Source organism: Chlorobiota bacterium (genome assembly GCA_016710285.1).
Taxonomy (GTDB): Bacteria; Bacteroidota; Ignavibacteria; order OLB7; family OLB7; genus OLB7.
This window is the reverse complement of sequence record JADJXR010000001.1, coordinates 2,119,141-2,134,075: the sequence shown is the minus strand read 5'-3', so window position 1 is coordinate 2,134,075 and position 14,935 is coordinate 2,119,141. Positions and strand designations below refer to the sequence as shown.

The 14,935-nt window shown below is 59.1% G+C and carries 12 protein-coding genes; 3 read left to right on the top strand and 9 right to left on the bottom strand.

The annotated features are described in order from the left end of the window. Positions 1 to 2: 2 nt before the first annotated feature. The 3 genes from IPM61_07690 (at position 3) to IPM61_07680 (ending at position 3,645) form a co-directional block, all read left to right on the top strand. A complete protein-coding gene (locus tag IPM61_07690; GenBank protein ID MBK8911199.1) occupies positions 3 to 671 on the top strand; it encodes a MotA/TolQ/ExbB proton channel family protein in 669 nt (222 codons plus the stop codon). Continuing rightward, positions 668 to 1,075 carry a biopolymer transporter ExbD gene (locus IPM61_07685; GenBank protein ID MBK8911198.1) on the top strand — a complete coding sequence of 136 codons (408 nt, stop codon included), beginning with the start codon at positions 668 to 670 and terminating at the stop codon, positions 1,073 to 1,075. Before IPM61_07690 ends, IPM61_07685 begins: the two co-directional genes overlap by 4 nt. Before the next feature lie 62 nt (positions 1,076 to 1,137). Further along, on the top strand, positions 1,138 to 3,645 hold the full coding sequence (locus IPM61_07680; protein ID MBK8911197.1) for a TonB-dependent receptor: 2,508 nt from the start codon (positions 1,138 to 1,140) through the stop codon (positions 3,643 to 3,645). A 111-nt stretch (positions 3,646 to 3,756) separates the two neighbouring features. Here the strand turns inward: IPM61_07680 and IPM61_07675 are convergent, their stop codons facing one another. From IPM61_07675 to IPM61_07635, 9 genes are all read right to left on the bottom strand, one after another. Further along, positions 3,757 to 4,659 carry a DUF4249 family protein gene (locus IPM61_07675; protein ID MBK8911196.1) on the bottom strand — a complete coding sequence of 301 codons (903 nt, stop codon included), beginning with the start codon at positions 4,657 to 4,659 and terminating at the stop codon, positions 3,757 to 3,759. 8 nt (positions 4,660 to 4,667) lie between these two features. Continuing rightward, positions 4,668 to 6,983, bottom strand: a complete 2,316-nt coding sequence (locus tag IPM61_07670; protein ID MBK8911195.1) for a TonB-dependent receptor — start codon at positions 6,981 to 6,983, stop codon at positions 4,668 to 4,670. 205 nt (positions 6,984 to 7,188) lie between these two features. After that, a complete protein-coding gene (locus tag IPM61_07665; GenBank protein ID MBK8911194.1) occupies positions 7,189 to 7,719 on the bottom strand; it encodes a hypothetical protein in 531 nt (176 codons plus the stop codon). Positions 7,720 to 7,782: 63 nt separating this feature from the next. Beyond that, complete coding sequence (locus IPM61_07660; protein MBK8911193.1) at positions 7,783 to 8,679, bottom strand: NAD(+)/NADH kinase; 897 nt, start codon at positions 8,677 to 8,679, stop codon at positions 7,783 to 7,785. Positions 8,680 to 8,771: 92 nt separating this feature from the next. Then, positions 8,772 to 9,386, bottom strand: coding sequence for a Holliday junction branch migration protein RuvA (gene ruvA, locus IPM61_07655; protein MBK8911192.1), 615 nt, complete (start codon positions 9,384 to 9,386; stop codon positions 8,772 to 8,774). A 46-nt stretch (positions 9,387 to 9,432) separates the two neighbouring features. After that, on the bottom strand, positions 9,433 to 10,917 hold the full coding sequence (locus IPM61_07650; protein ID MBK8911191.1) for a hypothetical protein: 1,485 nt from the start codon (positions 10,915 to 10,917) through the stop codon (positions 9,433 to 9,435). Positions 10,918 to 11,201: 284 nt separating this feature from the next. Beyond that, entirely contained in the window at positions 11,202 to 12,557 is a 1,356-nt protein-coding gene (ftsZ, locus tag IPM61_07645; protein ID MBK8911190.1) for a cell division protein FtsZ, read from the bottom strand. Between the two features lie 115 nt (positions 12,558 to 12,672). After that, entirely contained in the window at positions 12,673 to 13,974 is a 1,302-nt protein-coding gene (gene ftsA / locus IPM61_07640) for a cell division protein FtsA (GenBank protein MBK8911189.1), read from the bottom strand. 116 nt (positions 13,975 to 14,090) lie between these two features. Beyond that, positions 14,091 to 14,882 (bottom strand): FtsQ-type POTRA domain-containing protein, encoded by a 792-nt coding sequence (locus IPM61_07635; GenBank protein MBK8911188.1) that lies wholly within the window; start codon positions 14,880 to 14,882, stop codon positions 14,091 to 14,093. Positions 14,883 to 14,935: the final 53 nt, after the last annotated feature.

Here is a 14,935-nt window from a genome sequence, read left to right as displayed (position 1 = left end):
CCATGTCCTCACTCTTCAATCTCTATCTGCAAGGCGGATGGGTCATGCACCCGATCCTCCTTTGTTCGTTGGTCGCGCTGTACGTGATGGTCGAACGGTTTCTTACGCTGCGCCGGGCGCGCTCCATCCCCAATGGCTTCCTTGCCGAGCTGCGGAACTTCATCCGCAAAGGGGATGTGCAAAGCGCGATCCTGTACGTCACCCGCTACGACATCCCCGTTGGGCGGATCGTGAAATCTGGATTGCAGAAACTGCACCGGGGAAGCGCACGGGTCCAACAAGCAATGGAGGACCAGGGGCGCGCCGAGGCAGCAATCCTGGACCGCTACATGGGGGTGCTGGCAACCATGGCCGGCGTGGCCCCGCTGTTGGGATTCCTTGGAACCGTGGTCGGCATTGCGATTGCCTTCGACCAAATTGCGGCGCTTGGCGGGAAAGTCTCGCCCGACGCGCTGGCCGATGGTATCTCGCAAGCGTTGTACACCACCGTTTTTGGATTGATCGTTGGCATCCCTGCGTTTGCGGCCTACAACTACCTTTCCGGCATGATCCAAGGGATTATTGCCGAGCTGGAAAACACCGCACGCGAAACGTTCGACACGATTGAAGAAGAGCTTCCGCAAGGAATGCCCCACGCCACAATCACCCAACCAGAGCAGAGGGCGCAATGAGGTTCACCGCGCAGAAAAAGGACCCGTACCTCTCGGCCTTCAACTTCAGTTCGCTGACCGACATCGTGATGCTGCTGCTGATCTTTTTCCTTCTGACCAGCTCGTTCGTTGCCACCGAAGGGCTGAACGTTGTGCTTCCGCAAGCGGCCAACAGCGACACACAGGAGGATTCGCGTATCTATATCAGCATGAATGAAAAGAAAGTGATCACCGTGAACAACCAAGCGGCCACGCTGCAGACGCTGCCAGAAATTATCCGCGCCGAGCTGGCCAACGACAGCACCCAAACCGTGGTAATCCGTGCGGACCAGTCGCTGCTGCTTAGCGAAGTGGTGGGGGTGCTGGATGTGGTGAAAGGTGCCGGGGCACGGAAGTTTTTTATCGCTACCGAAAAAGACCGGTGAGGGATGGAAGGGCGAACCGTCCATCCCTCGTTATTTATCAAACACACGTTCCCACACAATCCATGAAACGCCTTCCCTTCCTTGCCACCGCGCTGCTGGCAACGGCCACAACCGCACTTGCGCAGCACTCCGCCGGGACCATCACCGGAACAATCCAAAATCTTCCACACTCAATGGCCACAACGCGGGCCGAGTTGGTTGAGCTGCGCACGGCAACGGTTGTGCAATCGCTGCAGGTTGGGACCAATGGCGCGTTCGCCTTCCATGATGTCCCGTTTGCCAGCTACGACGTTCGCATTTCCTCCGATGGCCTGCCGGTGGCCACCCAGCGGGTTGCGGTTCAATCGGCAATCCCGATAGCCATTGCGATGGATGCAAAGCCCCAGGTGCAATCGCCCGAAGTGACGGTGACGGCGGACCGCGTTGGCAACGACCGTTTGGGAACCACCACGCTCTTCACCGCGCAAAGCCTGCGGAAACTTCCCGCCATTGACGGAAGCAAACGGATTGAGTCCGCGCTGCTGGCAACGCCCGGCGTTGTTCCCGATGAAGATGGCCGCCTGCACGTCCGCGGCGAAGATGCCCAGCTTCAGTATGTGGTGGATGGGATACCGATCACCACCAACCTTACCCGCGTCTATTCCAGCTTGTTCGATGCCAACACCATCAAAGCCGTGGCGGTCCAGACCGGCGGGTTGGATGCACGCTACGGCGTGGCCGCCGCCGGAGTGCTGGCCGTCACCACCAAGTCCGGGTTCGACGCGCCAGGGTTCCTTACCGCCTCGGCAGGCGTTGGTTCCTACCACACCACCGACTTCTCGGTGACAGGCGGCGGCAACGTTGATGGCCGCATCGCCGGATGCTTCACCGTAAGCGGCGCAAAAAGCGAACACTACCTTGACCCCATTGCCGAAGGCTCCCCAATCCACGACGACGGGGATGGGCTGCACACCTTCGGGAAGATCAACGCAATCCTGAGCAACTCCATCAGCCTGAATGTGATTGGGCTGTACAACACCACAAACTATTCCATTCCCAACGGAAAAATTGCCACCCCGGCCCAGAACCAACGGCAGGAATTGCGCGATTACATGGGGGGCGTTCGGCTCAGTTTTCTGCTGGGCGAATCTTCCGATCTCAGCATTCTGGGCTATCACCGCAACGCCACGGCAACGGCCACCAGCGGGGGGCTGATGCGGATTGGCTCACCACAAGATTCGGCAAAAGCGGTGGCCGAGAACGAGAAGTTTTTCATCGGGGCCGACCGCTCGAACAGCGCGACCGGTGGCCAGCTTGAGCTTACCACGCCAACCGGCTGGTTCGGCTGGAACAACACCATCCAGGCCGGCGCTGGCGGGGAGCGGTATCCATTGAAGGAGTTCTTCACCTTCGCTGTGGTCAATCCTGCGCTCTCCAATCCAAGCGTCCCGGGTGGCGACAATCGCTACCGCCCGTACGACCTGACGCAAGGGGGAACGCCGTTTCTGGCCGATCAAGAAAAAACCGGGACGCGTGCGTCGGCATGGATCCAGGACCGGATTGCCTTCGATGAATGGATAGTGAATGCTGGGGTTCGTCTGGACCTGTTCAATCTTTTTGAACAAGAACTCTCCTTCTCCCCCCGGCTGGCGGCAAGCTACCGCTACAACGATCAGCTGGTCTTCCGCGGAAGCTACGGGCGGATTGTGATGCAGGCCCCGATTGAGAATATCCTTGTCTCCAGCTCACCCGAAGCCCAGGCCCTGAGCGGTGCCGAGCAAGGGAGCGTGCCAACGCAGGTCCGCAGCGAAAAATCCCATGTGGTTGAGCTTGGTGCCGACTGGGTAGCCAACGAGTATCTGGAGGTTGATGTGGCCGGGTTCGGCAAGCTGATTGATGACTTCATTGTGAAAGCCGAGCTTGGGAACTCCGGCATCATCTTCCCGCTGAATCTGAAGCAAGGGGTTGTGGCCGGCGGCGAAGTTCGCGCCGTGCTCCACCATTGGAACAACCTTGAAGGCTCGCTTTCGGTTAGCAGTTGCGTGGCGTTGGGGATGAAGCCGGAAGATGGCTCGTCGCCGATTGCCGCAGGGTTGATTTTTGGGGAGGAAGGGGCCAATTACTCGCACCCCTTTGCTGGCGAGGATATCTTCCCAACCGAACACAACCAACTTCTGACGGCGGTGCTGGATTTGGGGTGGCATCTTCCCATGGGCCTGTTTGTGCTGCTAGACACCCGCTTCGATTCCGGGCTTCCCTTTGATCTTACCGATGCCAACGGCAACGGCCTGGACCCCGAAGCCTCCCGTGCCGAGCTGCGCGCCCGCGGCTACTCCGATTCTGTCATTGACCTCCTCTCGTTGGAAAGCGAGGAACCTGGCTCGCCCGATAAATCGGTTGCGCCGCACGCAACGGTTGATCTGGCCGTTGGCTACGAGTTCGAAGCGTTGCACGCGCTTCATGGCCGGCTTGCGCTAACCGCCACCAATGTTTTCGACACCCCCTATCTCTACAAATTCGAATCCAGTTTTGGGGGGACGCACTTTGGGCACCCGCGCATGATTGGAGCACGGATCGAGATCGGTATCTGAGCAAGCCGATAGCGGCCAGCGCGGCAATCACACAGCAATCAAGGGATTATCAAAAATGGAGTAACCGCTTGCCCGGGTACTCCATTTTTTTGTGCTGGTTTTTCGCGCCAATCATGGCTGGTTTTTCAGCAGGAACTGCCGCTGGCCCACCACCGAGGCCGAGCCGAACACGCCGATTCCATCCCCTTCCACCGTGGAGAGAAGCGCGTTGAACTCATTCGGGCCAAAGCGCGTTTGCTTGAACCACTCCACCATGTTCGGGTCGGGGGCGTACACCGTAAGGTCATGCAGGCCATACCACTTGTAGGCGAACCACACCAACGGCAATTTGGAGGTTTGCACAAACGCCCAGCGTGTGGTTTCGTTGTACCGCCTGCGGGCATTCTGGTTGATAACGCTGCTGGTGCGCCGGTTCTTTTCCCCGGTTGCCGGGGCCAAGTAGCGGCCATACTCCAACGAGTCCACACAGGAAACGCTGATGATGTACTCGCGGGTTTTGGGGACCGCCGTCCACTCAAAACTGAGGGAATCGGGAGATGGAAGGTTGGCAGTGTCGGCGGGGTACTGAAGCAACGCCCGCGGCGGCTTCACCCACGCAACCCGCGCCGGTGTCACCGTCTGGCCGGTGATGCGCCCGCCATCGCTTAGGGCGATCTCCATCCGATAACTTTTTTCCGGCTGCACCAGAATCGTGGTGTCGGGAAGGTAATATTCGCCGATGTTGTTGCCATCGGTTCGGTACTGCAATCGGTAGGTGTTCGCACCTTCAATAATCCGCACGTCGGCATCGCGGATAACGCTGTTGGAGTACTTGAAGGAATCGGCAACCGCCTGGGACCGCGCCACCACAATGCCCCGAATTGGCTGGTCCACAATCAGATAGGCCGTCACCACATTCTGCGGGATGTAGTCGGTTGGCGCGGGGTCCTGGCAAGCCGCAACCAACAACGGCAGCAAGCCAAGCAGGGCAAGGTTCCAGAAGCGGTTCTTTCTGTTGTGATTTTTTCCGTTCATGGCGTTCATCAAAACTTCACCTCCAGCGCGACCGAGGGGATGATTGGAAGCAAGCGGACATCGGTTACTTTGGTTTCATCGGTGGTGGTGTCGTAGTAGCGGAACCAGATGTCGCGCCGGGAATAGACGTTGTACAGGTCAATCAGTAGCCGCATCGGCAGCCCGAACAGGGTGGAGGTGTAGTTGGCGTTGATGTTCAGCTGGTGCGACGGCGGCAGCCGAAGCCCGAACCGTTCGGAAGGGACCACCACATCGGCAGCAACCGTGTCGCCCGGCAGGTGCGTTCGGAATCGGGAGGTTGCGCCGGTGTACGATTGCCCCGATTGAAAGGCGAACGACGCACCAACTTCCCAGCGTTCGTTGATCTTATACTGGGCAACCACTTTGATGTCGTGCCGGCGGTCGTATTTGGGCCGGAACTCGCGCCCGCCGTTGATGCTGTCGAACTGCGCGGCGATAAACCCCAAGCCATATCCAACCCACCCGGTCAGCTGGCCTGCGCGCTTTTGCAGAAACAACTCCGCCCCGTAGGAATGCCCCTTCCCCGTGTAAAAAATTTGCGAGACCGTCCCCGCCCGCGTGTTGAAGCGGTTCAGCTCGGTAAGGTTCTCCATCGTCTTGAAGTAAACGTCAACATTGAGATTCACCCCCTCCCACGCCTCCGTTTCCACCCCAGCGATGTAATGGTTCCCAATCCCCGGAAGCGACGTGGAGTCGGTGGGAAGCCACGTGTCAAAGAAGGAGAAATCGGGGAGCGAAGCAAGGTGCAGATATTGATGGAACACCCCCCACGCCCCTTTCACCGCAACGCCGGGCTGGACTTGCAGCCGCACCGCCAGCCGCGGGTCCAAGTACGTTTGCTGAAGCTGGTCGTAATGGTCAATGCGCAAGCCGGCTTGCAGGCCAATCAGGTCGGTAAGCTGGTAGTTTCCTTGAAGGAACGCGGACCCGGTCCAATCCCGAATCTTCAGATTGGTCAGCCCCGCTTGCTGGGTTCCGCTGGCAATGGCGGTGTCGCTGCCGGTGGTGTTCTGGTAGTAGCTAAAGGTGTAGTTGGTGATCTCAACGCCCCCCTTCAGCGTGGCATCGTTGGTGATGAACCACTCCATGCTCCCTTTGGCGGTGTAATCGGTGATGGTGTTTTCCACGATGAAGCCAAAGCCACTGTTGTTCCCCACAAAGCCGTTTTCATACTGGCTTCCGCTGATGTTCAGCACCGCAAAAAGGCTTTCGTTGAAGATGTGATTCCAACGCAACGCCCCGGCTTTGTTCCCGATATGGACGTTGAAATCAATCCCACCGCCGTTCAAGCCCAGATCATCACGGCTAAGGAAACCGCTGGCGGAGATGATGTCGTTATCGCCAAGATTTTGGGTCAGCTTGGCGTTGGCATCGTAGAAAGCAAAGTCGGGGAATGGCTCGGCAGGGTCCTGGGGAAGCAATCCCAAAATCAGGTCCAGATAGGTGCGCCTTCCGCCGATAAACCACGAACCCGCGCCCAACGGTCCCTGCAACGATAACCGCGATGAGATTGCCCCCACCGAGGCAACCCCCTCCACTTTTTCCCGGTTCCCATCCTTCTGCGTAAGGTCCAACACCGCCGAAAGCCGCCCGCCATACTCAGCCGGATACCCCCCTTTTATCAGCTCCACATTCTTGACCGCGTCGGGGTTGAAGGTGGAGAAAAAGCCGAGAAGGTGCGAGGGGTTATAGACCGTGGAGCCATCAATCAGCACAAGATTCTGGTCCGGCGAACCGCCCCGAATGTACAGCCCGCTTGAAAGCTGCGAGCTTGTCAGCACCCCAGGCAGATATTGCAGCGAGCGGAAGATGTCGGCCTCGCCACCGATCCGCAGCTGGCTAAGTTGCTCCACCGGAATATCAACGCGGCTTACCAAAATCTCGCGCCGCTCGATTTCATCATCGGCAGTGACGGTGATCTCCTTGGTGGTGACAGGGTTCGGGGGAAGCTCGAACTCCACCCGCTTTGACTCCCCGGGGGCGAACGTCAGTTCTTGCTCCACCCGCCGGTATCCCACAAAGCTGGCGGTGACGGTGTACGTTCCCGGGGGGATTTCCTTGATGGTGAAGAACCCCTGTTTGTTGGTAATCGCCCCCAGCGTTGTTCCCCGCAGCGCGACTGTGGCGGAGATCATCTTCTCCTTGGTTGCCGAGTCGCTCACGAACCCAGTAAGCGAGGCGGCACCCTGCTGCGCGTGGGCGAGGGAGGGAAACAGGAGAGGGAAGGAGATCAGCGCAAGGATCAATCCAATCCTTCCGCTACGCTGAACGAACCGAACGGGATGGTGGCAGAAAGTAGTCATGCGTCAGTAGTTGGCCGGTTGCAGCGGCTGATGGAATGGAGAGATGACGTTGGCAGAACACCGCACGCGCCACGCCGTTGATTGCCCTGAATGACGAACAGCATAGGGAGGCCAAGTGTGGCAAAACGCGCTGGCGAAAAAAAACCAGAGCAACCGAAAACGCTTCGATTGCCCTGGCTGGATTTCCCTTGCTTGCGGCAGCTGGTTATGGAACCGCAAAGAAATCTGCTAAATCTTGGTCCACCGTTTTGCCAGTGGTTGGGGCTTTGATGATGCGCCCTTTCACGTCGCTTCCTTTCAGCACAATGTACACCGGGGCAACGTTGATGTTGTAGGCGGCTTTGATCGAATCAATGCCGTTCAGGCGTGTGTCGGTGGCGTAGATGTTGACGTTGCTGCGGGGGACACCGGCTGCGTCCAGAGTCTTCATAATCTGCGGGAAGGTGTTTTGGGTTTCGCTGCAACCGCAGTTGAGCTTCACGGCCATGGTGATGGAGTGCTGTGCGGGGTCGAAGCTGGCTTTGATTTTGGCAACGCTGCTGTCGAAAATCGCTTTGCCGGCTGCGGTTGGATAGGCATCGTAGCCAACTTGGAACCACGCGTACGCGCTGTTGGCCTGGACTTCCTCGACGGTGGTTTTGCCAAGTTCATCGGTGGTTGAGGAGGTGGTGTCGCTGCAGGCGGAGACCAGCAACGCCAGCGCGGCCAGTACGGAAGGGAACAAGAATCGGCGCATGATCGGTATACACTGTTGGTTAGGTTGACGGAAGGTTACGCACGCTGAATGAGGGTTGCGGCCTTATGGCTGGCTGCCATGCCGCACGGTTCGGACTTCTTCCCCCCACAAGAGCTTGGCGCGAAGGACATCAAAATACGTTGTGGCACTGCTCTTGACAAGGGCAGCCGTCTGTTGATGCCGCGTGATACAGACCCGCAAAGGCATTGGGAGGTTACGGTACACCTGGCCATCGGCGATAATTGTTGCGGTTTCCCCCTCGTGCTGGGCAATCGGGCGAACCTCGATCATGGCGGTGTCGGGGACAACCACCGGGCGGGCGGTCAGCATGTGGGGGGCGATTGGGGCCATCACAATCACCTGCGCGCTGGGAACAACCACTGGTCCCCCTACCGCCAGCGAGTAGGCCGTTGATCCGGTTGGCGTGGCAAGGATCAATCCATCGGCACGGTAGGCCCCCAAAAAATCGCCATTGATGAACGTCTCCATCTGCATCATCAGCCCCGCGCCACGCTTGTCGAACACGATGTCGTTCAGGGCAATCAGCGGCTCCTGCTCGGGAAGGTCGGGGAAGGTGGCTTGCAGCAACATCCGCTCCACAATGCGGCACTCCCCGGCCAGCAATTCATCAATGGTGGCGGCAAGGGTGGCCAGCGAGAACTCCGCCAAAAACCCCAGCTTCCCCAAGTTCACCCCCAGCAACGGGACCCCCGACCCCGGCAGCATCCGGCTTGCCGCCAGCATTGTCCCATCGCCGCCAAAAGCAATCGCGTAGGTGGCGTTGGCGCGGATTTCGGCGTAGGACCCAAACCTGCGCCCTGCGGCTATCCCCCCCAACTCCGCCCGAATTCCTTCATACAACAGGACCGGGATTGCGCGCTCGTCCAAAATTCCCAGCAAGGTGCGGACGGCGTTGGGAAGATCGGGCTTCCCCGGGTTACCAATAATGGCGATCAGCATGATGGAAGAAAGTTCATGGCGTACAGGCGGGCCGCCCACATCCCGCAGAGGGGAGCACCGTGTGGTTCCGGTGGTTCGTTGCTTCCGGCGGCTTATCCCCCCGCAATCTGCTTCAGCGCGGTTTTCAGCAGCGTCTCAACATTGGCTTCGGCTTGCGGACCTTCCTTCAAGGCGTTGCGGATTGCGCGCTCGGCCACCGGACGGCCATACCCCAGCGCAACCAACGCCGCCAACGCCTCGGCACGGATTTCCGGCACGCTTCCCGCGCCTGCGCCAAACGCTGCGCCATCGTCCACTCCCCCCAACGTGTTGACTTTTTCGCGAAGCTCCAAGGCTATCCGTTCCGCCGTTTTTTTGCCGATCCCGGGCAGGGCCGTTAATGCCGCAGCGTTGCCGCGGGCGATGTTCTGGCGCAGGGTGTCGGTTCCGGCACTGCTTAAAATCCCAATGGCGATCTTTGGCCCGATGCCGTTCACCCCCGTCAGCAGCAGGAACATCTCCCGCTCCAGCGTTTCGCCAAATCCGTACAACGTCAGCGCGTCCTCGCGGACGGCAAGGTAGGTATACAGCGATGCGTTCTGGCCAACGGCGGGAAGCCGCTCGAACGTGACCAGCGAGATCAACGCGCCATAGCCAACGCCGCCAGCAACGATTACCGCTTTGGTCGGCGTTTTTTCCAACAGCGTTCCGCTCAGATATTCAATCATGGAAGCAACGTAAAAAAAGTCGTGACGATAATGCCGCAGGCAAGCGTTATTGCTGCACGGCAATCCCCGTGGCGAACGAGCCGATGTCGAACTGCTTCAGGATGTTGAGCGTTGAGGTATCTATCACGTACAGAATCCCCGGCGCTTTCTCCTCGCCCGCAACCGGATGGTGGGAGGATGATCCTCCGCTCCGGTTCTCGCAACTTACAAACGCCTTCTTGCCGTCGGCACTGAAGGCCACGGCGTGGGGCTGGGTGAGCAAGCCCGGGACGGTGGCGATTACCGTGCGCGAGGCAAGGTCAATAATGGAGACACTGCTTGCGCCAGAATTTGGCACCCACAAATCGCGCCCATTCGGGGCCAGGCCGCAGATCAGCGGGGACCGGCCAACGGGGATGCTGTCGGTAACGGTTCCGGTGGCAAGGTCAATAATCCGCACCTCGCTGCTTTGGCGGCAGGTCACCAGCAGGTTCTTTCCATCAGCCGACAGAACGCCGTGGTACGGCTCGTACTTCACCCCACCAATTGGATTCACCGGAAGCCCCGGCGAAATGGGGAACCGCCGCACCACCCCCTTTGTTGATAAATCCACCTCGGTGACATCTTCCCCGCCAGGGTTAATGGAGTAAAGGAATCGTTCATCACTGCTAAGAACAAGGCTGTGGGGGGCATATCCAACATCGTAGATGGTGTCGGTGACGCGCATCGTTGCCGCATCCACACGAACAATGTAGGTAGGGGCACCGGTGTAGCTGAAGTTGGAGACGTAGAGCGTTGTGCCGTCGCGAGTGGTGATGATCTGCGCGGGCTGGTTCCCCACACCGGTCTCCCCCAATTTCTCGAAGGTGCTGGCATCATATTTCTCGATGCGTCCGCGAACAATCAGGTTCACAAACAGGGAGCGGCCATCGGGCGAGAGGAGGACGTTGTGGGGGCTTTCCGGGGGGGTGGTTGCGTCGGGCAAGGTGCCAACGCTGATGTAGCGTGCCACCGTCATTTTCTCCAGATCCACCACCGTCACCTTGTCCTCGCTTTGTGCGCCAATGAACATCCGTTTGCGGTTGGGCCCGCCGTAGGGGATTTCCCCTTGATCGTTTTTCGCGCCTTCTTCAATCCAACGTTTCACCACCAACACTTGCTCCATTGGGATTGGGTCGCGGCTTAGGGGCATTCGGGTGATTGCCACCGGGGCCAACGCGGTGTCGGTGTTGATGTTGTGAAGCAGGTAGCTTTTTCGCGGAGAGAACGGGACCACCACGCCGCCAAACTTAGCCCCAGCAACCAAGTCGTCCCACGTCTCCAGAGCAAGCCCGCCGCCGCGGTCGCCGTTCATGTGGCATCCGCTTCCGGCGCAACTGTTTTCCCAAATCGGTTGGATATGTTTTGAGTAGATGATCGGCTCGGAAGCACCAGGGATCACCACTGGCGGCGGGGCGGTGGGACCGTCGTCACCGCCACATGACGTTAGCCACAGGGAGCCAAGAAGGAACAGCATCGGCAGGGCCGCCGAACGGGTTGTGGAAAGTCTCATCAGCATCAATCGGAAGTATTGGCCGGTAAAATGGAGTTGCCGAAGCAATTGAGCAAGGGGCAGCGCAGGCCGGAAACCAAATTGGCACACGCCGATGAATAATCGGTGCCGAATAATGGTAAAAGATGCTACGTGGCGGACGGAGCAGGGAAAAGGGGCAAGGGAAGCGGTGGAGGTTCTACCAGTGAATTGTTGGCGATGGCCCTGATATCAACGCCCGTTGCGTCCGGCGGGAACCGGGCGGCAACGGGCGTTGTCCTCAACCAACAATGTATCAGTCGCGCTTAATCCATGATCCTCCGTAGGAACGCTGGTTTTTCAACAGCTTGGCGGCGGCGTTCGTGCTGCTGCTCCTGCTGTTCTTGTTGCTCTGGGTTTGCGTTTGCCTCGGCATCCTGGCGGCGGATGTCGAACCCACCACGGTGGATGCCAACCGATCCCCGGCGCATCACTGCCGGCTCGTTGTATTGCTCAAGCTCCTCTTGCCCAATCGGCACGCGGCTTCCTTCGTGTGGGAACGGGTACGCCGTGCGGATGCTGGGCTGGGGGGGCTGTTGAATCGGCTGCTGCGTCTGGTGGACCATTGGCTGGGCCGCCTGTTGCTGGGCCACTTGTTGCGGGCGGAATCCGTTGTTCTGCCAGCTGGCTTCGGCGGGCTGCTGGACCTTGTTCTCCTTGGCTTTGTTGAACCCGGTGGCAATCACCGTCACCATCATTTGGTCGGCCAGGTCATCGTTCAGCACCACACCGAAGATGATGTTGGCATCGGAACCAACGGCATCGTACACCACTTTGACGGCTTCGTCAACTTCCATCATGGTCATGTTGCTGCTGGCGGCGATGTTAATCAGCACCCCTTCGGCGCCGGAGATTGAAATGCCTTCCAGCAGTGGCGACGAGATGGCGTTCTGGGCGGCCTCGGTTGCGCGGTATTCGCCGTTGGCGATTCCGGTTCCCATCAATGCTTCCCCCATGTCCTTCATCACGGTGCGCACGTCGGCAAAGTCAACGTTCACCACGCCGTGGCCGGTGATGATCTCGGCAATGCCGCGCGTGGCGTTGTACAGAACATCATCCACCAAGCGGAACGCGTCGCGGAATCCAACGCGCTTGTCAATGATGGAAAGAAGTTTTTGGTTTGGAACCACAATCAGCGTGTCAACGTGCTGCTTCAGTTCCTTGATTCCAAGCTCGGCCTGGTCCTTCCGCCTTTTCCCCTCCCAGTCGAATGGGCGTGTGACAACGCCCACCACCAACGCGCCGGCAGCTTTGGCGATTTCCGCCACCACTGGCGCGCCGCCGGTTCCGGTCCCCCCGCCCATGCCGCAGGTGACAAACACCATGTCGGCCCCATGCAATGCTTGGTGGATTTCATCGCGGTTTTCCAGGACGGCATCGCGTCCCACGGTTGGGGTTGCCCCCGCCCCCAACCCGCGTGTAAGTTGGCGCCCAACCTGGACGCGAATGGGCGACAGGCTGTTCTGCAACGCCTGCACATCGGTGTTGACAACCATAAACTCGCAGCCGGCAAGCCCACGGTCAATCATGCTGTTGACGGCATTTCCTCCGCCGCCACCAACGCCGATGATTCTGAGTTTTGCGCCGTAGTGTTCTTCGGTGGTACGATCGAGTTCGATCATAGCGGTCCCCCTTGGTAGTTGAGAAAGTAGGTACTGTGAATGTCTATCTTGGATTGGTTCTCCCCGGGGCCGAACCGGATGGATTGGTTCCTGTTCGGCGGGGATGCTTGTTGTCTTAAAATTCGTCTAAGAATCGCTTCATTCTGGAGAAGATGGAGATGCCGCGTGGCTCTTCCTCCTCCTCCTGATGCTCGCTGGGTGGCTCCTCGATGATGATTGGTTGATGTTGTTGATTCTCGAAAGCATGAAGCACCAGCCCCACGGCGGTGGAGTAGATTGGGCTTTCCACCTCGGGCGCAAGTGCGGACCCCCCCAGCCCCGCCGGAATCCCGACCTTGACCGGAAGCCCCAGGACTTGCTGGGCAAGGTCGGCCATGCCGCGAAGCAGCGCGCCGCCACCGGTCAGGACCACCCCGGCGGAAAGCCGCCGCAGATAGCCCGATTTTTTCAGCTCCAGCATCACGAACTCAAGGATTTCCTCCATCCGTGGCTGGATGATTTGGGCAAGGGTCCGTTTGCTGATCTCCATCGGCTTCCGCCCGCCGATTCCCGGAATCATAAACACCTCATCGTTCAGCACCATCTCCTCCATCGCGTAGCCGTACTCCCGCTTGACCCGCTCGGCCTGGTCGCCAATGATTCCCAGCACTTTGCGGATGTCGTCGGTCAGCATCCGCCCTGCCATTCCAATCACCGCTGTGTGGCGGATGGTTTTATCCTCGAACACCGCGATGTCGGTGGTCCCGCCACCGATGTCAACCAGCGCAACGCCCACCTCTTTTTCGTCGTCGTCCAACACGGCGTAGCTGCTGGCAAGCGGCTCAAGAACGATGTCGTTCACGGCCAGCCCGGCACGCTCCACACAGCGGTAGATGTTTTGCGCGGCGGTCACCAAGCCGGTGATGATGTGGACGTTCACCTCCACCCGCAACCCCGACATCCCCACCGGATCGTAGATGCCATCTTGCCCGTCCACGATGTACTCCTGCGGGATCACATGAAGGATGCGGCGGTCGGCGGGGATGTTCACCCGCTTTGCGTCCTCCATCAATCGCTCCATGTCCTGCTGCGTCACCACGCGGTCGGGGTTGGAGATTGTCACCACGCCACGGCTGGGGAATGATTGGATATGGTCCCCAGCAATGCCAACCGAGACGGAGGTGATCTTCACGCCGGACTGCGATTGGGCAAGCTCGACAGCACGTTCCACCGAGCGGACCGTTTTTTCGATGTTGACCACAACGCCGCGGTTCAGCCCCTCCGATGGAGTGTGGCCAATCCCGAGGACGTGGATTCCGCCCGGGTAATCATCGTTTCGTTCGGCCACAATCGCGCACACCTTGCTGGTGCCGAAGTCAAGCCCCACAACGATTTCGCGCGGGTCGCGCCCTGATGCATTGGTCCCTGAACCGTTCATCGTTGTTCCGTTGATATGCTGTATTCTGGACATTGGGTCGGTTGTCTCGCTCTATCTATCTCTACTTCTTTTTATCGAAGTCGTGTTGCTTTGTTTGAATGCTTGCCGGGATTGTTTTAGGCGTTTTCCCCGGTGCGTTTTTTCACCACCACTTGCCCCTGCCACCGAAGGTCTATGGATTGAATGCTGGCCGCCCCCTCGGTAAGCAGCACCGTCCGCCAGAACAGGTCCAACTTCTTCAGATGCCTCGGGATTTCTGCGGCGACCCCGGCCCGAATCGGGATGCCGCCATCGGCAAACAGAAGCGTGTACTGGCCCGTTGGCTCGCGCCGTATCTCGGAAATCTGCTGGTAGAGTGCTGGGTCGAACTCCCGAATCGCCTTCACCACCCCGATGGCCTCCACCCCTTGCAGGCTATCCACCTTCCGCCCGTTGCTGATTCCGCCAAGGAGCGGGACGTCGAAGGCCGCGCTGCTGAATCGGAACGGGAGCGTGATCCCGGCGGAATCCAGATAAACCGGTGCGCCGCCAACAAACGCCACCGCAACCGGCGCGCACTCCTGGATTTGCAGAACCAGCGTCCCCTGTTCTTCCCGATAAACCGAAGCATCGGTAATGAAAGGGTGGCCAATCAGCCGCGTCTCGATCTCCTTCAAGTTCAGTTTGCCAAGAGGAAGGCTGTCGGGGATTGCAGCTTTCTGAACCACCTCGGCCGAGTCCAACACGTGCCTTCCAACAATCCGAATCTGCTCCAGCGGTTCGCGTTTCATCCACTTGTTGGCCACGGCCACCAGCCCGGCCACCCCCCCCGCAATCAGCAACCCCACCGACACTGCCGTGGCAAACCGCCGCGAGTCGTCGCGGCTGCGGGGCTTCTTCTTGGCGATCTGTTTGCGTCGGGCTTTCACGTTGCTGGATTGGCTGTCAAAAAAAAACGTCAGTTGCTAACCGTTGATCGCTG